14 protein-coding genes are annotated in these 23,614 nt (G+C 18.2%); 2 read left to right on the top strand and 12 right to left on the bottom strand.

Features of this window, described 5'->3' with window-relative positions; all coding sequences use genetic code 11:
* Nucleotides 1-28 precede the first annotated feature (28 nt).
* The 12 genes from C9I82_RS00315 to frr form a co-directional block, all read right to left on the bottom strand.
* On the bottom strand, nucleotides 29-760 hold the full coding sequence (locus C9I82_RS00315) for a phosphoadenylyl-sulfate reductase (protein ID WP_115955879.1): 732 nt from the start codon (nucleotides 758-760) through the stop codon (nucleotides 29-31).
* A gap of 16 nt (nucleotides 761-776) precedes the next feature.
* A complete protein-coding gene (cysI, locus tag C9I82_RS00320) occupies nucleotides 777-2,486 on the bottom strand; it encodes an assimilatory sulfite reductase (NADPH) hemoprotein subunit (RefSeq protein WP_115955880.1) in 1,710 nt (569 codons plus the stop codon).
* Nucleotides 2,486-4,282: an assimilatory sulfite reductase (NADPH) flavoprotein subunit gene (locus C9I82_RS00325; protein WP_115955881.1), complete on the bottom strand. Its 1,797-nt coding sequence runs from the start codon at nucleotides 4,280-4,282 to the stop codon at nucleotides 2,486-2,488. Before C9I82_RS00325 ends, cysI begins: the two co-directional genes overlap by 1 nt.
* A 200-nt stretch (nucleotides 4,283-4,482) precedes the next feature.
* Nucleotides 4,483-5,442: an acetyl-CoA carboxylase carboxyl transferase subunit alpha gene (gene accA / locus C9I82_RS00330; protein WP_115955882.1), complete on the bottom strand. Its 960-nt coding sequence runs from the start codon at nucleotides 5,440-5,442 to the stop codon at nucleotides 4,483-4,485.
* 12 nt (nucleotides 5,443-5,454) lie between these two features.
* Nucleotides 5,455-8,952, bottom strand: a complete 3,498-nt coding sequence (dnaE, locus tag C9I82_RS00335; protein WP_115956239.1) for a DNA polymerase III subunit alpha — start codon at nucleotides 8,950-8,952, stop codon at nucleotides 5,455-5,457.
* An 85-nt stretch (nucleotides 8,953-9,037) separates the two neighbouring features.
* Nucleotides 9,038-9,487 (bottom strand): 3-hydroxyacyl-ACP dehydratase FabZ, encoded by a 450-nt coding sequence (gene fabZ, locus C9I82_RS00340; RefSeq protein ID WP_115955883.1) that lies wholly within the window; start codon nucleotides 9,485-9,487, stop codon nucleotides 9,038-9,040.
* A gap of 417 nt (nucleotides 9,488-9,904) precedes the next feature.
* The gene (locus tag C9I82_RS00345) at nucleotides 9,905-10,402 is read right to left on the bottom strand and encodes an OmpH family outer membrane protein (protein WP_115955884.1); all 498 of its coding nucleotides are present in this window, start codon (nucleotides 10,400-10,402) and stop codon (nucleotides 9,905-9,907) included.
* A 58-nt stretch (nucleotides 10,403-10,460) separates the two neighbouring features.
* Entirely contained in the window at nucleotides 10,461-12,809 is a 2,349-nt protein-coding gene (bamA, locus tag C9I82_RS00350) for an outer membrane protein assembly factor BamA (protein ID WP_162859721.1), read from the bottom strand.
* Nucleotides 12,810-12,910: 101 nt separating this feature from the next.
* Nucleotides 12,911-14,257 carry an RIP metalloprotease RseP gene (gene rseP / locus C9I82_RS00355; protein ID WP_115955886.1) on the bottom strand — a complete coding sequence of 449 codons (1,347 nt, stop codon included), beginning with the start codon at nucleotides 14,255-14,257 and terminating at the stop codon, nucleotides 12,911-12,913.
* On the bottom strand, nucleotides 14,251-15,126 hold the full coding sequence (locus C9I82_RS00360) for a phosphatidate cytidylyltransferase (RefSeq protein WP_115955887.1): 876 nt from the start codon (nucleotides 15,124-15,126) through the stop codon (nucleotides 14,251-14,253). Before C9I82_RS00360 ends, rseP begins: the two co-directional genes overlap by 7 nt.
* Nucleotides 15,127-15,840, bottom strand: a complete 714-nt coding sequence (gene uppS, locus C9I82_RS00365; RefSeq protein ID WP_115955888.1) for a polyprenyl diphosphate synthase — start codon at nucleotides 15,838-15,840, stop codon at nucleotides 15,127-15,129.
* A 275-nt stretch (nucleotides 15,841-16,115) separates the two neighbouring features.
* Nucleotides 16,116-16,664 (bottom strand): ribosome recycling factor, encoded by a 549-nt coding sequence (gene frr, locus C9I82_RS00370; protein ID WP_115955889.1) that lies wholly within the window; start codon nucleotides 16,662-16,664, stop codon nucleotides 16,116-16,118.
* Nucleotides 16,665-16,959: 295 nt separating this feature from the next.
* Here frr and C9I82_RS00375 point away from each other — a divergent pair, with 295 nt between their 5' ends.
* Together C9I82_RS00375 and recB are read left to right on the top strand one after the other, a co-directional pair.
* The gene (locus tag C9I82_RS00375; protein WP_115955890.1) at nucleotides 16,960-20,139 is read left to right on the top strand and encodes an exodeoxyribonuclease V subunit gamma; all 3,180 of its coding nucleotides are present in this window, start codon (nucleotides 16,960-16,962) and stop codon (nucleotides 20,137-20,139) included.
* Nucleotides 20,140-23,607: an exodeoxyribonuclease V subunit beta gene (gene recB / locus C9I82_RS00380; protein WP_115955891.1), complete on the top strand. Its 3,468-nt coding sequence runs from the start codon at nucleotides 20,140-20,142 to the stop codon at nucleotides 23,605-23,607.
* The last annotated feature ends 7 nt before the right edge of the window (nucleotides 23,608-23,614 follow it).

Raw genomic sequence — 23,614 nt, forward strand, 5'->3', positions numbered from 1 at the left:
AATAAATATAATTAATTAAATAATAAGTTTATTCATGTAATCCACATTCTCTTTTTATTCCCAAAAATCTTGTTTCTTCTTCTGAAATTTTGCTATTTATTTTAGATGTCGTATGTATATCTCCTAAAGATACATAACCATCTTTCCATAATGGATGATATTCCAAATCATATTTTTTTATATAGTAAAATATTTTTTTATCACCCCAATCTAAAATTGGTAAAAATTTAAAAATTTTACGTTGAATAGATAATATTGATAAATATTTGCGACTTTTAGATTGTGATCTTCTTAACCCGGCAAACCATGTTTTAACTAATAATTTTTTTAAAGCGAATTTCATAGGTTTAACTTTATTAATTTTATTATATAAATTTATTCCATCTATTCCTTTTTCCCATAATTTACCATAACGTGCTTCCTGCCATGCAGAGGATATAACAGCACGAAATACTTTTAAATTTAGATTCATTTTTTTAACTAATTTATCAATAAATAGATAAGTTTCTGGAAATAAATAACCTGTATCAATAAATATAATAGGAATACTAGGTATTTTAGAAGTAATCATATGTAATAAAACCATTGATTGTATGCCAAAACTAGATGATAAAATGAAATTTTTTTCAAGATTATTTAATGCCCATATTATACGATTAAATGAAGATAACTTATTTAATTTAAAATTAATTTCTTCTAAAAATTTTATTTGTTCTCCAGAAGAAAAATTATTTATTTTTTCCAAATTTAATGATTGCATATATTTTATCCTAAAATTACCAAAAATCTTTGGGAGAATTTAACACTGGTTTTATTATATTTACTCTAATCACAAAATCACCAAAATTTTCCTTATATAATCGTTCGTTAGCCCATCTATTTATTAAATCATCTATATGAAAAATTATTTGTTTTTTATAAATATTTTTTAAATATATACGAGGTATACGTGTACCTATACGATTTCCACCAATATACATATTATAATAATCAATAGATTTACCTAAAAGACCTATTTCAGCAAGTAAAGATCTAGCACAACCATTTGAACAACCAGAAATACGAAATATTATATATTCATTTTCTAATCCATATTTAGATAAAATTTTTTCTATTCTATTAATAAAATAAGATAATTCACGCTCGCCTTCAGACATAGCCAAAGGACATGTGGGATAAGAAACACATGCCATAGAATTTTTACGTTGTTTTGTTACAAAATTTAATAATCCATATTTTAAGGCTATATTTTCAATAATTAATTTGTTATTCTCTTGAACAGAAGATATAATTAAATTTTGATTTGCAGTCAATCTAAAATATCCATTATGTATTTTTGCAATTTCTGCAACACCTCTTTTTATAGGACTATTTAATTTATCAATTAATCTTCCTTGCTCAATAAATAATGTCAAATTCCATTTGTTATCTATACCCTTTAACCAACCAAAACGATCTCCTCTTTTAATAAATTTATAAGGATATATAGGATCAAATTTAATACCAGATCTATATTCAATTTCTTTTTTAAAATTATTTAAACCCACACGTTCTAATGTATACTTTGTCTTAGCATTTTGTCTATTAGTCCTATTACCCCAATCTCTTTGAATTGTAATAACAGCTTCTGCAACACGTAAAATATCATTAGTTTTTAAAAATCCAACTTCTTTAGCTATGCTAGGCCATGTAGAATAATTATCGTATACAATAGATAATCCTCCTCCAATAAGTAAATTAAAACCTATTAATCTTTCTTTATAAATAATAGCAATAAAATTCATATCATTTGCATGAATATCAACATCATTATAAGGTGGTATTACAATTGTTGTTTTAAATTTACGAGGTAAATAAGTATTTCCTAAAATTGGTTCTACTTCAGTAGTACCAATTTTTTCTTTATCTAACCAAATTTCAGAATAAGCATTTGTTTTAGGAAGTAAATGTTCAGAAATTCTTTTTGTTATTTGATAAACTTCCATATGAATATTTGACTCCATAGGATTTGAAGTGCAAAGAACATTACGATTAACATCATTAGCTGTAGCTAATGAATCCAATCCTAATTTATTTAATATTTTATGAATAGATTTTAATTTATATTTTAAAATACCATGAAATTGAAAAGTTTGGCGATTTGTCAATCGTATACTTCCATATAAAGTATTTCTATTTGCAAAATCGTCTATAGATAACCATTGTTTTGTACTAATAATTCCTCCTGGTAATCTACATCTTAACATCATAGAATATTTAGGTTCTAATTTTTGTTTCAATCGTTCTAATCTTATATCTCTATTATCTTGTTGATACATACCATGAAATCTAATTAACGAATAATTATAATTACTAAAACCTCCTGTTATTTCATTGTTTATATCTTTAGCAATGGTTCCTCTTAAAAAATTACTTTTTTTTTTAATTTTTTCTTCATTAGTTAATTTACCTTTAACAATAAATTTTTTATTTATTTTATATAACATTAGTAAACATCCTTTTGATAACGATGATTAATTTTTAGTTCATTTAAAAAAATTACAGAATCACTTTTATTCATTTTACCATTTTCTTGAATTATTTTTAAAATAGATATTTCAACTGATTTTGACATTGTAATACTTCCACAAATATAAATATATGCACCACTATTTATCCATTTCCAAAAAATATTTTTATTTTCTAAAATTTTATCTTGTATATATATTTTATATTTTTGATCACGTGACCATGCTAAATTAATATTATTTAATAAACCATTTTTAAAATAATTTACCCATTCAATTTGATATAAAAAATCTTCAGTAAATTTTTGATCTCCAAAAAACAACCAATTTTTACCTTTAGCTTTCATATTTTCTCTTTCTTGAATAAAAGAACGAAATGGAGAAATACCAGTACCCACTGCAATCATAATTATCGAAATATTAGAATCCTTGGGTAACTTAAAATTATTATTTTTCTGTAAAAAAATTTTTATTTTATCATTTTCATTAATTCTACGACCTAAATAACTTGATGCTCCACCAAAATGAACAAAATTTTTAGATCTATATTTTAAAATCTTTACTGTTATATGTATCTCATTTTTATATTCTTTTTGAGAAGAAGAAATGGAATAAAAACGAGGACTTAAAGGTCTACATAAAGATACTAATTGTTGAGCTAATAATTTACTTTTATAAATTATAAACATATCTATTAATGGTGTATTTTTAACAAAATTTTTTAATTCTAATAAATCATTATTAATAGATAAAAGATATTTATTATTTGATAAATAAGAGTATTTTTTTACAATATTTATTGTATTTACCGTGATTTCACAATATTTCAACAAAGCTTCATATAAAGATATATTCTTATTACCAATTTTAACAAAATCATTATTAGATAATTTAAAACATAAAATAAATTTTTTTATTAACGAAGGATCATTTTCATACCATATACCTAAAATATCACCGGGTTCATAAAATATATTAACATTGGGTAAATTAATTTCTATATGTCTAATATCTTTATTTGAATATCTTCCAGTAATCTTCTGATTGCATAATATATTTGTAATAAGAGGATTTTTCTTACTGTATTTTTTTTCATAATTATCTACTTTAATAGATTTATTTTTTATACTCAAATTACTTTTATTAAAAGTTACATTTTTAAAAAAATTTAATACTTCTTTAATCCAATTATTTGCTACTTTAGAATAATTTATATCAGAATCAAATCTCTTAATTAACCTTTTAGCACCTAATTCTTTCAATCTATAATCAAAATCTTTTGCTGATTTATTAAAAAATTTATAAGAACTATCACCTAAACCAAAAATAGCAAAAGACAAATTATTTAATTTCGGAACTCGTTTAGACATTAAAAAATTATAAAATACATAAGTTTCTTCTGGAGGTTCTCCTTCACCATATGTAGATGTTACAATTATTAATATTTTTTCTTTATTAATTTTTTTAAATTTGTATTCTGATGCTTTTAATAAAACAACATTAAAATTATTCAAAACCATACGATCATATAATTTTTTAGCTACTAACCGAGCATTTCCAGTTTGTGAAGAAGATAAAATTGTAATTTTGTTATCTATTAAAATTGAAGATTTTTTCAATTCATTGTTTAATTTATTATTTTCTATTATATTAAATAAATATCCTGATAACCAAATCATTTGATTATTGGATAAATTATTTATTATTTTATTTATTTTTTTAAATGTATATTCGTCAATAAGTGAATTATTAAATAAATTATTATTGTCTTTCATTCACTAATGTTCCAAATTAATTTCTTTTTTATAAAGAACAATTATACAATTCTTTATTAATAATCAAATACAGTTTTGAAATAACAAATAACAAATGATCATTAATATAAATTTAATATTAATTATCTCTAAAATAAAATAAATATTTTAAAATTAAATTTTATAATTTAATTATTTAAAAATATATATTATATCTTTTATTAAATATATCCATAACTGATAAGTTTTTTATATCTTTTTTTTAATAAAATATCTATGCGCATTAATCTTAATTCTGAAATATCTATTAATAATTGATTTTTCAATAAATCAGCCATTAATAAAACATTTCTATGAGCACCACCTAATGGTTCATTTATAATATTATCTATTAATTTTAATTTTTTTAAACGATATGCATTTATTCCCATTATTTCAGCAGCTAATGAAGCTTTATTAACATTTTTCCAAAGGATAGAAGCACATCCTTCAGGTGAAATAACAGAATAAGTGCTATATTCTAACATATTTAATTTATCACCTATTCCTATAGCTAATGCTCCCCCAGAACCTCCTTCACCAATTACATTACATATAATTGGAACTTTTAAAAAAGACATGTTAAGTAAATTATTAGCTATAGCTGCAGATTGACCCCGTTCTTCAGCTCCAACTCCTGGATAAGCACCAGGGGTGTCAATAAAAGTAATGATAGGAATATTAAATTTTTCAGCTAACTTCATTAAACGTAATGCCTTACGATATCCTTCAGGAGTAGGCATACCAAAATTACGATAAATTTTTTCTTTAGTTTCTCTACCTTTTTGATGACCAATAATCATGACAGAATAAGAATTTAATCTAGCTATTCCCGCAACAATTGCTTTATCATCTGCAAATTTTCTATCTCCTGACAACTCATCAAAATCTTCAAAAATATAATTAATATAATCTAACGTATGAGGTCTTAATGGATGTCTAGATAATTTAACTATTTGCCATGCAGATAAATTTGAAAAAATTTTTTTAATTAATTCATTTTTTTTTTTACTAAGTCCATATATTTCATTATCTAAATTAAAATTATGTCTTTTATTTTTATCATTTACTAATTTCAATGAATCTATTTTAGCTTCTAATTCTACTATTGGATATTCAAAATCTAAATAATTAAAATTCATATTCATCCTTATTTATTTGAATTTTAATTCAATATATTCTTTTCCCAATAATGATTCTACTTTGTTAATAAAATCATTACTAGGAACAATATGTTTCATTTTTCTTATTAATTTTTTTTCATTTTTATAAATATTATTTTTTAATTTATATAAATATAAAGTTAAATTACCCTGTAATAAAGTTTTTAAGTAATAACATAACAATTTTAATATACTATTTTTAATTTTTTTTTTTGGTATATAAATAATAACCTTAGATAAATATTTATTACGTGCTTCTATAATATCTATTATATTATTAGCTAAAACATTTAAATATCTACTAAAAAAATTAAATTTTACTCTTATATTTACAATTAGAATATTATTACATAATATTAAATGTTTATACTTATTAATATATTTTTCTAATAAAACAATTTCAATATTTCCAAAAGAATCATCTAATGTAAAAATTATAACTTTATTATTATATTTAGTTTTAGAAAATTTTACAGAAGTTACTAAACCAAAAACAACAAAATTATTTGTTTTATTATTTATATCTATAGATAATAGATCTTTTAATGTATTATTATTATTAGTATATTTACGAATCTCTTTAAAATATTTTGTAATAGGGTGTTTTATTAAATAAAAACCTAAAGACTCTTTTTCTTTATTTGATTCATATTCTTCTGACCAATTTAATAAATATTTTGTATTAAAAACATTAGTATATGAAAATTTTTCTTTTAAAAGATTAAACATATCAATTTGACCAACAGATTGAGAACCTAAATATTGTTCAGTTACTTTAAAAGAATTTTCTAAATTTTTTAATAAATTATATCTAGATGAATCTATTGTATCCAAAGCACCTGAAAAAATTAATTTTTTTAACATACTAATATTTAATTTTTTACTTTTTATTCGTATACAAAAATCTAATAAACTGTTATATTTACCATTTTTTATTCTATTATTTACAATTAAATATATGAGATCTTTATTTAAACCTTTAATTGCTCCTAATCCATAAACAATATTCCCGAATTTATCAATAAAAAAATTATACATACTAAGATTTATATTAGGACTACAAATATTTATTTGCAAATATTTACATTCATTAATTAAAAATGATAATTTATCAGTATTATTAATTTCAGCATTCAATACAGATACTAAAAATTCAACAGGATAATTAGCTTTAAGCCATAATGTTCTATAAGATATCAATGCATATGCAGCAGAATGTGATTTATTAAATCCATATGCAGCGAATTTTTCCATCAAATCAAATATTTTCATTGCTAAATTGATATTTATACCTTTCTTTATTGCACCCTTTTTAAACAAAATTCTTTGTTTTAACATAACACTTTTTTTTTTTTTAGTCATAGCTCTTCTTAATATATCAGCTTGACCTAAACTATAATCGGATAAAATTTGTGATATTTGCATAACTTGTTCTTGATAAAGAATAATACCATACGTAGATTCTAATATAGGTTTTAATGATTTATGTTGCCAATATTTATCAGGATATGCTATTAATTCCTTACCATGTTTTCTGTTTATAAAATTATCAACCATTCCAGATTGAAGAGGACCAGGTCTATACAATGCAATTAATGCAATCAATTCTTCAAATGTATCCGGTTGTAATCGTCTAATTAAATTCTTAATACCATAAGATTCAAGTTGGAATACAGCAGTTGTTTTAGCTGTTTTTAAAATAAGAAAACTTTTTTTATCGTTTAAAGTTATTTTATTGATATCAATTATTTTCTTTCCTAATTTTTTTCTTTTAATATTAATTATTTTTAAAGTATTATCAATAATTGTAAGTGTACGTAATCCTAAAAAATCAAATTTTATTAAACCAATACGTTCAATATCATTTTTATCAAATTGTGTCAAAGAATTTTTAGAATCTTTATCGTAATACAAGGGTAAGAAATTAGTTATTTTTTTAGGTGATATAACAACTCCACCAGCATGTTTACCTACATTACGTATAATACCTTCTAATTTAATTGAAAGATCTATTAATTCTTTGATAGAATTATCAGTTTTATAATATATTAATAACTGAGGAGACAGAAAAAGAGCATTATTTATAGTAATACCTGGATCAAATGGAATTAATTTAGAAATTTTATTTACAAATCCATATGGATAACCAAGTACACGTCCTACATCACGTATCACAACCTTAGCTGTCATTGTTCCAAAAGTAATAATTTGTGATACATTATTATAACCATATTTTTTAATAACATGTTCAATAATCAAATCTCTTTTTTCCATACAAAAATCAATATCAAAATCGGGTAAAGAAATTTTTTCACAATTCAAAAAACGTTCAAAAATCAAATTAAAATCTAACGGATCAATATCCGTAATTCCTAATGCATAAGCAACTAAAGAACCAGCACCTGAACCTCTACCAGGACCAACAGGAATAAAATTAGATTTTGCCCATTTAACAAATTCCATAACTATCAAAAAATAACCAGAAAAACCTACTTGTTTTATTATATTTAATTCATGATTTAATCTTTCATAATAATTTTCATATTTAATATTTTTTTTGTTTTTTTCAGAGTATAAAAATAATAACCGTTTCTTCATTCCTTTGTTAGCTTGTAAAAATAAATAATCTTCCTCACTAATATTTTTTAACTTAAATTTAGGTAAATGATATTTGTTCCAATCTAAAAAAACATTACACCTTTTAGATATTTCAACAGTATTTATTAATGCTTCAGGGATATCAATAAATAATTTACACATTTCTTGTTCACTACGAAGATATTGTAAATTACTATATTTAGAAGAATATTTTAAATCATTTAATTTATTTCCATTATTAATAGCCACTCTAATTTCATGTATATAAAAATCATCTTTTTTTAAAAAACGAACTTTATTAGTTGCAACTACTGGTATATTTTCTTTATATGATAAATCTATTGCTAAATTAATATAATTTTCTTCATTTATTTTCCCAATTCTTGATAATTCCAAATAATAATTATTATTAAAATATTTCTTATAAAAGTTAATATTTTTTTTAATTAACATATCATTATTATCTAATAATGATTTACCTATGTCACCATGTATCCCTCCAGACAATATGATTAATCCATCTTTATATTTAATTAATAATTCATAAGTAATTGCAGGTATTGAATTATTAATTTTATTTTTATATGCCAGGGATATTAAAAATATTAAATTTTTATAACCTATATTATTTTTTGCTAAAATAGTTAGTTTATTAATTCCATTCGTTAAAGATTTAATTATAAAATCAGCACCTATAATTGGTTTAATACCAATTTTATGAGATAAATTGTAAAATTTTACTAAACCAAAAATATTATTAAAATCAGTAACTGCAACAGCTGACATACATAAAGTAAAAATTTTATTTACAAGACTATTTATTTTTATTAATCCATCTATTATAGAATAATCAGTATGAACACTTAGATGTATAAATTTAGAATTAAACATATATTTTAATTGATAAAATAAATTATTAGTGATATTAAAAAAATTAATAATGAATAAAAACAATACAATTAATTTAGTAAATAAATTATTTACCTCGTGAACACATAATATCTGCTTCACAAACAATTTTATTTTTTACATAAGCAATACCCTTAAATTTAGTTAAACCACAACGAGTTTTATCAAAATATACTTTAATTATCAATTGATCTCCAGGTACAACAGGATATTTAAATCTAGCATTATCAACACCAGCAAAATAATATAATTCTCCAATTTTTAATTCACCTAAACTTTTAAATGCTAAAATACCTGTTGCTTGAGCCATAGCCTCTAAAATCAATACCCCAGGAAATATCTTTTTATTAGGAAAATGTCCTTGAAAAAATGGTTCATTAAAGGAAATATTTTTAATTCCTTTTAAAGATATATGGGGAATTATGTAAATAATACGATCTATTAACAAAAACGGATAACGATGAGGTAATAATTTTAAAATTTCTTCAATACTCAAATTATGAATTTTAGTACTCAAAATATTTTCCTATTATTAGAAAGTTTAATTTTAAATAATATTTTATTTTAAGATACGTATACCTCTGTATAATATAAAAACACAAATTATTACAATCTATAATAAAAAATTTTTTTAAAACAAATTTAACTAATAAAATCAAATTTACATTTGAATAACATATAATAAAAAATTAAAAAATAAATACTATTAAAATATAAATTCTAAATAATTTTAAATTAATTTATTTATTTAATAATTAATTAAACATATATTTTATATAAAAAATATAAATATTATTAAATTATTATATATTATATAAAAATATTATTGGATAAAATTAAAATTCACAACTAAAAAAAGCAATAATTCTAAAAAAACTATAAAATTATTATAACATAATTATTTTTTATATAATAATTAAATTAATATATAAAACTATTTTATTTGTTTTAAAACTTCATTAGTTATATTCTTAATTTTATTAGAATATATAACTATACTAGAATCAATTATTAAATTATAACCCTGAATAGTTGCTATTTCACTAACAATATCTTTTATTTTTATTAAAATTTTATTGCGCTCTTCTAATTGTCTATTTTTATTATCTTTTTCAAAATTCTTTGCTTTCAATAAAAAGTTATTATGCTCATCATTAATTTCTTTTTCAATCTTTTTTATCATATTAGGTCGCATTGTTAGTTTATTACGTTGAAAAGTATTAATTTTATATTGTAATTTTAATTCCTGTTCTTGCAAGCTTATAGCTCTTTGATTAAATTCTTTATTTAAAATTTTTTCTATTCCATAAAATTTTGATAAATTATTAAAAACATTATTAATATTTACTATAGCAATTTTATCAAATGAAAATACATTCTCATAAAAAAACAAAAAAAACAAGAAAAACAATACACGGATAAAATATTTCATTTATTTTCCTAAATAAAAACATTAGAATATATAATTAATCTAAATTTAATAAAATATTTTACCATATTTTCCCCATACTAAATTGAAACTTTTCTAATTTATCCATTAAACTAGTTTTAATAGGTATGGCATACGAAAATGTTAAGGGACCAATTGGTGATATCCATTTAAATGAAATACCACTAGATACTCTAATATTATACAAATTACTATAATCAGGTATACCTAGTAAATTAAAATTATTTGTATTATTCCAATTTGTATCTAATACTATTCCAGAATCTAAAAATAATGAATAACGAATATTTTTGGTATAATTATTATTAATAAAAAAATTAGGTAGAATTAATTCTGTATTTGTAATTATTATAGAATTACCTCCTATAATATCATTAGATCTACAAAAAGAATATTCATTTAAGTTATTGTTTTTTAATAATGGATTATAATAAACTGCTTTAGGACCAACATCATTAAAAACAAAACCTCTTATTGTATCAATACCTCCAGCATAAAAATTTTGATAAAACGGAATTTCTTTTTTACCTATACCATGTCCATATCCTAAAAAAATATGATTGGATAATATCCATTCAAAATATTTATCCATGGGTAAATATTTATAACTATCAAAAACTATTTGAAAATAATTATTTTTTGATCCAGGTATAGTTATTTTAGTATCTAATTTATTATAACTACCAAATACAGGATAAACTTGTTTATTTAAGCTATCAAAAATAAAATTATAATTAAAAATAAAATCATTAGATACTAAATTTTCTTTATGTAAATAATTAAATTTTTTACCCATAGATTTTAAATATCTCCATACAACAACTTGTGGTTTAATATTTAATAAATTATCATAGGTATATCCTAAACCCAATCCAAAACTATTTTGATTATTTAAATTAAAATTTAATATATTATTAAACAAATAACTTTTTTTAACATAATTTGAAAAATTTAAGTTTTCTTCTGGTATAGAGTTATTATAAATAATATTACTTGATAAATTAATTCTATCAATTATGAAATGCAAACTGGTAAATTCCAATTTACCATAATTTTGAAGATTGTTTTTAACAATACTTAAGCTTATATTATCACCAACACCTAACCAATTATTTTTATTTAATGAAAATTTAAAACTAACTCCTCCATCATGACTGTAACCTGCTCCAATATTAAACAATCCAGTATTTAATTCTTGTATTTTATATACAATATTTACTCTATTTGTTGATGAAGATAAATTTTTAATACATACATTAATATCTTTAAAATATCCAGTACGTTTTAAATTAGATATTCCAACATTAATTAAATCTATATTAAATAAGGAATTTTCCATTTGTTTTATTTCAGACCTTAACATAGAATCTCTAGAAACAAAATTACCTGAAAAAGATATTTTTTCAACATAAAAACGTTTACCATTATCTATATTAAAATATAATTTTACAGTATTATTTTTATGATTAATTTTTGTTTTTATATCTATAAAAGGATTAATATAACCAAAACGAGATAATAATTTTTTTATATTAACTATTATTGACATGATCTTAGAAAAATTATAAACCTCATTAATTTTAATTGATATTAAATTATTTAAATTATAAGGATTTTCAAAATCATTATTTATAAATATATTTGAAATTTTATATTTTTTACCTTCATGTATATTTATTGTTATGTAAATATTTTTTTTATTTCTAGATAAATTTAATTGAGTAGAATTTATTTTAAAACAAATATATCCATGATTTAAATAAAAATCATGTAATTTTTGAAGTGCAATCATAAAATTTTCTTTTCTATAATTATTTTTATAAAATAAATCAAATCCCAAAAAATATTTTTTTATTCCACATATATAAGTAAGATATTTTAATGAAAAATTATTATTTCCTAATATATTTACTCGTTTAATATTGATTAGATCAGATTCAATTATCATTAATTTTAAATCAATTTTATTATTATCCAATGGAGTAATAAAAAATTTTATTTTTGTTTTATATCTACCAATTTTATTATAAAAATCATTTAATGTTTTTTCAAAAGTTAAAAGCGAAAAACAATCTAAGGGTTTTCCTATAATTATTTTATGTAAATACATACTATCTTTTAATAATTTATAATCAATAAATTTATTACCTATAATACAAATATTTGAAATTATAGGTTTCTCTTTAACTTTTATAATTAGATCATATTTATCACGAAATATTTTTATTTCATCAAAATTACCTGTATGATATAATAATTTAATAAAATTACTGATATCTTCATTAGAAAATTTTTTTTTCTTTATAAAAAATGTTTCTGATATAATATTATGAAAAGTTAAATTTCTTAATCCATGTACATATATATTTTTTATTAAAAAAGTATTCATACTATGAACATTAAAACAAAAAAATAAAATTATTATAAATATTCTATTAACTAATATTTTCATTTAAATTTAAAAAATAAATACTAAATTAAAAAAAAAAACTAAAAATGAGATAAATCATTAAATAATGCAATAATCATTAAAATAATTAGTAAAATCGAACCTATGCGATAACTGTAAAAATGAAATTTTTCAGATAGAGGTTTTCCTTTTAATTTTTCAATTAAAAGAAATAATAAATATCCTCCATCTAATATTGGTATCGGAAATAAATTAATAACTCCTATATTAATACTAATCAAAGCAAGAAATCTCAAATAATAAATAATTCCATATCTAGCTGATACTCCAGAACTTTTGGCAATAAAAATTGGACCACTTAAGTTACTTACCTTGAATTCACCAAATATAGTTTTTAATAATAAATTGATAGTTAAACGTATAATATAAATTGTGTTTAAAATAGATTTTTTAATAGAAAAAAATATATTATATTTGTCAACTATTTTATAATCATTAGACAATACATTTTTTTCGGTATAAATACCTAAAAAATTTTTAAATTTATTATTTTTTATTAATTTAAATGGTAATCTAAATATATGTTTTATATTATTACGTATTATAACCAATTTAATTGAACTATTTTTATTACAAATTATTTGATTAATAAAATCAATTAATCCAGTAATCCTTACATTATTTACTTCATATAATATATCCCCTATTCGTAATTTAAATAATTCAGCTATAGAACCAGATTCTATATATGAAATTATATTACTAAAATTAAAATTAGGTTCAACAATACCTAAATATAAAAATGGATCATAATGATAATCAAAATTAAGTTTATTTAAACTAATATGTTTAATTATACAATTAGTATCATAAGATTTAGAAACACATAAATCTAATGATTTATTATTTATATTATGTAAAAAAATCATACGAACTGAATTCCAATCAGGTGTATTAACACCATCAACAGATTTGATAATCATACCAGGAATTATATTTAATTGGTCAGCTACAGAATTAGTTATAACGTTACTTACTATGGGACGAACATTATCTAAACCATGTACATATATTACACAATATAAAAATATTGCTAACAAAAAATTTGCAAAAGAACCAGAAAATATAATTAAACTTCTTTTGAATATACTTTGTTCACTAAAAATTTTTTTTTTTATAATTATTTTTGAACTTTTATCATCTTTTTCTAATATTTTTACATACCCACCTAAAGGAATAATACCTATAGAAAATTTGGTACCATATCTATCCTTTCTACTCCATAAAATCTTACCAAAACCAATAGAAAATTTTAATATTCCAATATTATAAAATCTTGCTACTAAAAAATGACCTAATTCATGAATGGTAACCAAAATTCCCAAGGTGATAATAAAAAAAGAAAAATTCCATATTAAATTTAACATCTATATTCCTGTAAAAATAATAAGTAATTAGAAATAAACGATAATACTATCGTTAAACTATCAATACGATCTAATATACCACCATGAGAAAAAAATAATTTACTACTATTTTTAACTTTACCTATTCTTTTAAACATACTTTCTTGCAAATCACCAAATAAAGATAAAATAGACATTAAAAAAGATATAATTATCACATTTAAATTACTAATATTTAATATTCCTACAAATTTATATATAAAAAAAATTAAAATTAAAAATAATACACCAAATAAATAACCCTCAAAAGTTTTACCAGGAGATAATTTCATAAATAATTTATTTACACCAAATAATACTCCAAAAATATAAGATGAAGAATCAAAAAACCATATTGGTATTAAAATATATAGTAATAAATAAGAACCATAATAATGATTTTTTGTGTAACACAATTGTCTAATAAAAATTATATCATAAAAAAAGGAAACTAAGATTAAAAGACCAAATAAAATTTTTAAAAAATATGAATCTTTCCAAAATAAAGATGATTTAGGATAATAAATTACTAAAAGAAATGATAATAAACACCATGTCAATGATAATAAATTTATAATTTTACTAAAAAAATTAATAAAAGCCAATGAAGATAATAGAAAAATTTTATAAAAACAAATAAAAATAATAAAACAAAAAATAAATATAAATTTATTAAATAATTCAATTTTATTAATTTTTATCCATTCAATAATTGATAAAACAAATAATAAAAAAATAAAAAATATAAATTTATATAAAGTTAAAAAAAATAAAACATAATATATTAAAGATATTAATATTAAAGTTATAATAATACGATTTAACAATATTTTTATTTCATATTTAAACATTTATAAACCACCAAAATTACGTTTTCTACAAAAATATGCATCTATTGCTATTTTAAATATTTTACTATCAAAATCAGGCCATAAAACATTAGTAAAATAAAATTCAGTATATGCAATTTGCCAAAGTAAAAAATTACTTAAACGATATTCACCACCTGTTCTAATTAATAAATCAACAGGAGGCAAATGATTTAAAGAAATTAATGTAGAAACAGTATTTTCATTTATTTTATTTAAATCAAGTAGTCCTCTTTGAATTAAACGAACAATTTTCTTAATTACTTTTACTATATCCCAACGACCGCCATAATTTATAGCAATATTCAATTGTAAACCAGTATTATATTTCGTTAAATTCTCCGAGTATAAAATAAGACTTATCAACTTTGAATCGAATTGATTTAAATTACCAATAACTTTTAAACAAATATTATTATTATGTATAAATTTAATTTTTGAACTTAATGTACATACAAATAATTTTATTAAAGCTAAAATTTCTTGTATGGGTCTACGCCAATTTTCACTACTAAAAGCATATAAAGTTAAAACATTTAATTTATTACACAAAGAAAAATCAATCGCTTTTAAAACAGCTTTAACACCCTTTTTATGCCCATATATGCGTGGTTTATTCCTTTTTTGAGCCCATCTACCATTACCATCCATAATAATAGCGATATGATTCAATGTATTTTTATTTTTTTTAATCATATATAAATTAACCAAAATTACATTATTATTTTATAATATTTCAAGTAAAAAACAGAATTAAAAAATATTTTTATTAAAATATTTATTTTTAATTTATTTTAATAATCAATATTATTAATTTATATAAATTAAAATATAAAAAAATTAAAAAATATCTATTAATATAAAATAAATATAAATTTAACTATTATTTTTATAAATTATTAAATTAAAATAAATTATTAATAAAATTAAAATAAATATATTTACATTCATATATAAATTTATTAAAAATTTTAAATTTCTCTTTTTTTTTCTATATAAATATCTTGAATTTTTTTCATATACTTATTTGTTAATTTTTGTATATCATTTTTTTTATTTCTTTCATTACTTATATTTATTTCTTTATTTTTTAATAATTTTTTTAATTTATTATTATAAATTCTTCTAATATTTCTGATAATTATTTTATTTTTTTCAGTTTCATCATGTAAAATTTTTTTTAAAAATAATTTTCTTTCTTTAGTTAGATAAGGAAATATTATTTTTATATTGTTTCCAATAACATTAGGATTTACTCCTAAATTAGACTTTAATATAGCTTTACAAATAATCGGTATAATACTAAAATCAAAAACAGATACCTTTAAAGTATTATTATTATCTACTGTAATATTAGAAATATATTTTAATAGACTAACATTACCATAATATTCTACAGATATATTTTCTAACAATGAAGTAGAAACTCTACCTGTTCTTATTTTACTAATATTAGTAATAAATTTATAAAAACATTTTTTCATATCATTATCTGTTTTATTTAAAATATCATTTAACATAAAGATAATCTCCTCAAAATATATGAAAATATATTATGATTTATTATAACTAAATTTTAATAAAAAAACTTATATTATTAAATAATAACAATTAGTTAAAATTTAAAAAAAATATAAAGAAATTAAAAATAAAAAATAATGAAAAATAGAATATAATACCTATTAATTAAATAGTTTATTATAAAATTATGTTTAAAATAATAAAATATATATTTTATAAATCTGATAAAAATAAAATTTAAAAATAAATATAAATAAATTATTAATAATAAAAATTATTTTTATAAATAAAAAAATGATATTTACATATTGTTCTAATGATATTATTTACTTAAAAAATATTATAAAAAAAATAATCATTAAAAATGAATCAAGTAATATATTTTCAAGTGAATATATTTTAATACAAAATAAATATATGGCTCAATGGCTACAAATATCTTTAACTAAAGATATTGGATTTATTTGTAATTTAAATTTTATATTTATGAATAATTTTTTAATAAAAATATTTCAATTAATATCTCATAATAAATTGACATGTCATAAATTAAATAAAAATATTTTAACTTGGACTATTATGTCAATTTTTAAAAAATATATATTTTGTAAAGAAATTAATATAATCAAAAAATACTTAAAATCAGATATTAATGATAATAAATTAATACAATTATCATATAAATTAGCTATTATTTTTGAAAAATATACAATATATAAAACAAAAATTATAGATGATTGGGAAAAAATAAATAATGTAAATGAAATTGAAGATAATAATAAATGGCAAGCATTTATATGGAAAAAAATAATAAAATACAAAAAAGAAAATTATCCGAAATTATATAATGAATATGAAATTTTTAAAAAAATAAAAAAATTTTTAAAAAATAAAAAAAACGAAAAAAAAAATAAAATAGAAAAAATTCGTTTATTTATATTCGATGTATTCACATTGTCTAAAATACATTTTAAGATAATAAAAAAATTAGGTAAGTATTTTAACATATATATATTATTTAATAACCCATTAAAATACATAAAAAAAAAATATAACAAACCTAAAAAAATAAATAACATATTATTAGAATATTGGGATCATATAAGTAAAAATTATATGTTTTATTTAAAAAAGATAAACAAAAATATAAAATATAAATTCAAAAATATTCAAGCAAATAATATGTTACAAAAAATACAAAAAAATATATCACATACAAAAAAAAACGAAAAAAAAAATAATTTTTTATTTGATAAACATGATAATTCAATTTCCATACATATTTGTAATAATAAAAAACACGAAATAGAAATACTACATAATTATCTATTAAAAACTATAAATAAAAATAAAAAAATAAAATTAAATGAAATAATAATTATAGCCAGTGATATAAATAAATATATACCATTCATTGATGGTATATTCAATAATTATTATAAAAATAGAAGACTAGAATATAACATTCTAGAAAAAAAAAATAAAAATGAAATATTAAAAATAATTATAGAAATACTTAATATTAATAATATGAATTTTGATTTAAATGAAATATTTAATTTACTAGAAAAAGATGATATTTCCGATAAATTTAATATGAATAAAAAAAAAATATTTTTTTTAAAAATATTAGCACAAAAATCTAATATACGGAATGGATTAGAAAAAATAAATAGATATTATAAAACTAAAAAATATACATGGATATTTGGATTAGAACGATTAATATTAGGAAATTTTTTAAAAGAAAAAAATGGTCCCTGGAATAAAATATTACCATATGATTATCAAATAAATATATCAAATAATGCTATAAATGATTTACAAAAATTTATAAAAACACTAATAAAATGGAAAAAAAAATTATTTTATAAACATAAAATAAAAACATGGGAAAAAATAATAAATAATTTAATAAAAGATTTTTTTAAAAGAAATAAATATAACATAAAAAAAATAATATTTATAAAAAAAATCTGGAACCAAATAATAAATGAAATTAAAATATCAAAATATACATCAACTATTCATGTAAAATCATTATTACATATACTAGAAAATAAAATAAATAAAAAAAAAATAAAATACAATTTATTAAATAATAAAATAAACTTTACCTCATTTCCATTTATACCATTAAACCCTTATAAAATAATTTGTTTAATTGGAATGAATCATAATCTATTTCCTAAAAAAGAAAAAATAATGAATTTTGATTTAACAAAATATAAAAAAAATAAATGTGACCCAGATAAAGAAAATTACGATAGATATCTATTTCTTAAATTAATTTCAAATACAAAAAAAGAACTATATATTAGCTATACAAAAGATTTTAACACTCAAAATGATAACACATTAAATCAATCAATTATTATTACCGAACTAATAGATTATATATCTAATAATTTTTGTTATAAAACAAATGAAAAAAATAATTTCATAAAAAATCAAAAATTAATTAAAAAACATCTTTATAATTTACATGATAATATCATATATAATAATTTAATTAATAATATCAAAACAAAAAAAGCAAATATACATAATATTATTTCATATAATAAAAAAAACAAAAATATAAATTTTAAAAATTTATTAAAATTTTGGAATAATCCTATAAAAGTATTTATAAATGATAATTTAAAAATGAATTTCGAAGAAATAGCTATTAATAATTTAAATAAATATGAGTCCTTTAATTTAAATTATATAGAAAAATATAAAATATCTAAAGAAATATTTAATAATTTAATTAATAAAAAAAAAATAGATGATTCATATTTAAAATATTCTCTATCAGGAAGTTTACCATATAATAATTTCGGAAAATTATATTGGGAAAATACATATATAGAAGTAAAAAATATTACTAGAAATATATTGATTTCAAAAAAAAAAATAGCAAATATTGATTTTAAAATTAAAGTAAATAAATATAATTTAAAAGGATCTTTAGATAATATTATAAACTCTGAAATAATAAAATGGACACTATCTAAACTAAATATTAATATTATAATGAATTTATGGTTAAAACATTTAGTTTATTCTACACTAGGATATCAAAATAATAGTTATATATTAACTAAAAATGATTATAAATTATATTTTCCAATATTAAATAAAAAAATAGCTAAAAAATATTTAAAAAGATATGTTTCAGGATATTTATACGGAATAAATAAACCCTTGCTTTTACCAATAAGATCTTGTTGGGCATGGATAAATACTTATTTTACAAATAAAAACAATAAAATTTTGATTAATAAAAACTTAAAAAATAAAGCTATTAAAGATTTTTATAAAGAATGGTACGGAAATGAATATTATATTGGAGAAAAAAATAATATATACATAAAAAATTTAATAAAAAATATTGATCTCTATAAAATAAAAGAAATATGTAAAAATTCTAAAAAATGGTTATTACCAATAATAAAATTTAAAAAAATTGAAAAAATTAAAAAATAAATGCACAAATTAAATATATTTAATATTCCATTAAAAGGAAAAATTTTAATAGAATCATCTGCTGGTACGGGAAAAACTTTTACAATTATTATAATATATATTAGATTAATTTTAGGAATAAATACAAAATATTTGTATAAAAAACCACTATCAGTAAAAAAAATTTTAATTTTAACTTATACAAATTATGGAAGTTTAGAGATTAAAAAAAAAATATACGAAAATATAAATATTTTATTAAGATCTTGTATTGAAAAAAAATGTTCAAATAATATATTATTAAAAATTTTTAAAAAAATAAAAGATTTTAAAACTAGTATAAAAATACTACTAAAAGCTAAAAAACAAATAAATAATGCATCAATTTTCACTATACATGTTTTTTGCAAAAAAATACTAGAAACATACGCATTAGAGTTAAATATACCCTTTAAATATAAATTATTAAAAAATAAATCTATTCTATACGAACAATCAGTAATAAATTTTTGGAGAAAATATTTTTATAAATTGGAATTTAATATAGTTAAATATATTGTATACAAAATTAAGACACCTAAGAATTTATTAAAAATAATTTCACCCTGGCTAAATGGAAAACTTCCAAATTTTGAAAATATACCAATAAAAAAAGAATCAATATTATTAAAAAAATTTAAAGAAATAATAGAAATTATTAAAAAAATAAAAAAAAAATGGAATAAAAATAAAAATAAAATAATTTCAATAATATTATCTTTAAAAGTAAATAAAAAAATATATAATAAAAAAAATCTATTAATCTGGTTTAATAAAATAACAAATTGGGTTTATGATAAAAACACTATCGAATTTATACCTAAAATATTAAAATATTTTAGGATAAGTATAATAAATAAAAATAAAAAAATAACAGATATAAAAAAATACAAAATATTTTATTTTATTGAAGAATTATTTAATAAAAAATCTTCATTATACTATCATATAATATCATTTGCAATTATAAAAACCCGCGAAATAATAAAAAAAGAAAAAGTAAATAAAAATTTAATCTCATTTGATGATCTAATAAATGTTATTAACACATCAATAAAAAATAAAAATTTTAAAAAAATATCAAAAAAAATTAATAAAAAATACCCAGTAACCATAATTGATGAATTTCAAGATACTGATTATAATCAATATAAAATATTTGATAATATATATAATAAAAAAAAAAAATTTACTTTATTATTAGTAGGTGATCCAAAACAAGCAATTTATGATTTTAGAAATGCAGATATATTTTCTTATATAAAAATAACATCTAAAATATCTAAAAAATTTAATTTAATAACAAATTGGAGATCTTCTCCAAGAATAGTTAAAAGTATTAATAAAATATTTTCAATAAAGGATAAACCTTTTGTATTAGATAAAATACCTTTTACAAAATCTAAATATAATAAAATAAATTCAAATTTGTCATTTATATTAAATAAAAAGAAACAACCAGCAATAAAAATTTGGTATATAGAAAATAATGAATTAAATTATTCTAATAACAAATTATCAATAGCACAAAAATGTGCATATGAAATATGCTCGTGGCTAAAATATAGTAAAAAAAATAAATCCTATATAGTAAATAAAATAAAAATGTCCAAACCACTATGTCCATCTGATATAACAATTTTAGTAAAAAACAATAAAGAAGCAAAAATAATATGTAAAACATTTAAAAAAAATAATTTACAAACATTTTATTTATCTAATAATAATAATATATACTCAACAAATGAAGCTAAAGAAATATTATTAATATTAAAAGCAACAATAAATCCAGAAAACATTAATATATTAAAAAACAGTCTTATAACAAACATAATAAATTTTAATATATTTGAAATAAGTAAAATAGAAAAAAATAAAAATTTATATTATACGTTTATTAAAAAATTTAAATCTTATTATCAAATTTGGAAAAAATTCGGAATAATATCATTATTTAACATAATATTGTCGGATTTTAATATAATTAAAAATTATAACATCATTGATAATAATGAACAAAAAATAATAAATATTTTACATATTGGAGAATTATTACATAAAATTTATTATGAAACTAATAATAAAAATAATATAATTAATTATCTTGAAAAAAAAATAAATAATACCGAAAAAACAAAAAAAAATGAACAGATTAGATATAATAACATACATAATAAAATCAAAGTAATGACTATTCATAAATCTAAAGGATTAGAATTTCCAATTGTATGGATTCCATTTATTACAAATTATAATAAAATTAATAGAAATATTTATCACAACAGAAATAACTTTAATAAAGTCTTAAATTTACAAAAAAATAACAAAAAATTAATTGAAGAAGAAATATTATCAGAAAATATTAGAAAATTTTATGTAGCATTAACAAGAGCTATATATAATTGTAATATAGTAGTAATATTAACAAATAAAAAAAAAGAAACAAATATTAATAATCAAAATGAATTAAACTATTTAATAAATAATAAAAATGAATTAAATTTTAAAAAATATTTAATTAATTTTCAAAAAATATTTTCAAAAAATGAAATTAATATTTCTTATTTCAAAAATAAAAAAAATATAAATTACAATGAAATAAACTTTATAAAAGAAAAAGAAAAAATATATTATTTAAAACACACATTAAAAAATAATTCACAAATAAATAGTTTTTCTAGTATAAAAAAAGAAGAATTAAAAAATAAAAAATTATACATAAAAAAAAATATTAAAAAAAATAATATTTTAACTCCCCATAATTTTCCTAGAGGTAAATATTATGGAAATTTTTTACATAAATTATTAGAAAATATAGATTTTAATAAACCATTAAATTATAATTTCATTAATAAAAAAATTAAAAACATAGAATTAAATAAAAATTGGACACCAATTATTATTGATTGGTTAAAAAATATATTAAATAAACAATTGAATAAAAAAAATATATGTCTATCAAAAATAAAAAAAAATAAATACAAAAAAGAATTAAAATTTTATATAAAAATTAAAAAAATTATTACAAAAAATATATTTAATAAAATGATGTGCTATTACGATAACATATCTCTACAATCCCCAAAATTAAAATTTAATAAATTATCAGGAATATTAACTGGTTCTATTGACATGATATTTAATTGGCAAAATAAATATTACTTGATTGATTATAAATCAAATTGGTTAGGATACAGCGATAAATCATATTCTTACATGAAATTAAAAAATACTATTATACAATATAGATATGATTTACAATACAATATATATGCATTAGCATTACATAAATATTTAAAACAAAAAATGAAAAACTATAAATTTGAAAAAAATTTTGGAGGAATATTTTATTTATTTATCAGAGGTATAAACAATAATAATAAACATGGTATATTTTTTAAAAAAATAAAATTTAATTTTGTAAATGAATTTAATAAATTTTTTAAATAAAATTTAA

It is taken from the genome of Candidatus Purcelliella pentastirinorum (genome assembly GCF_003391335.1).
Classification (GTDB): domain Bacteria; phylum Pseudomonadota; class Gammaproteobacteria; order Enterobacterales; family Enterobacteriaceae; genus Purcelliella; species Purcelliella pentastirinorum.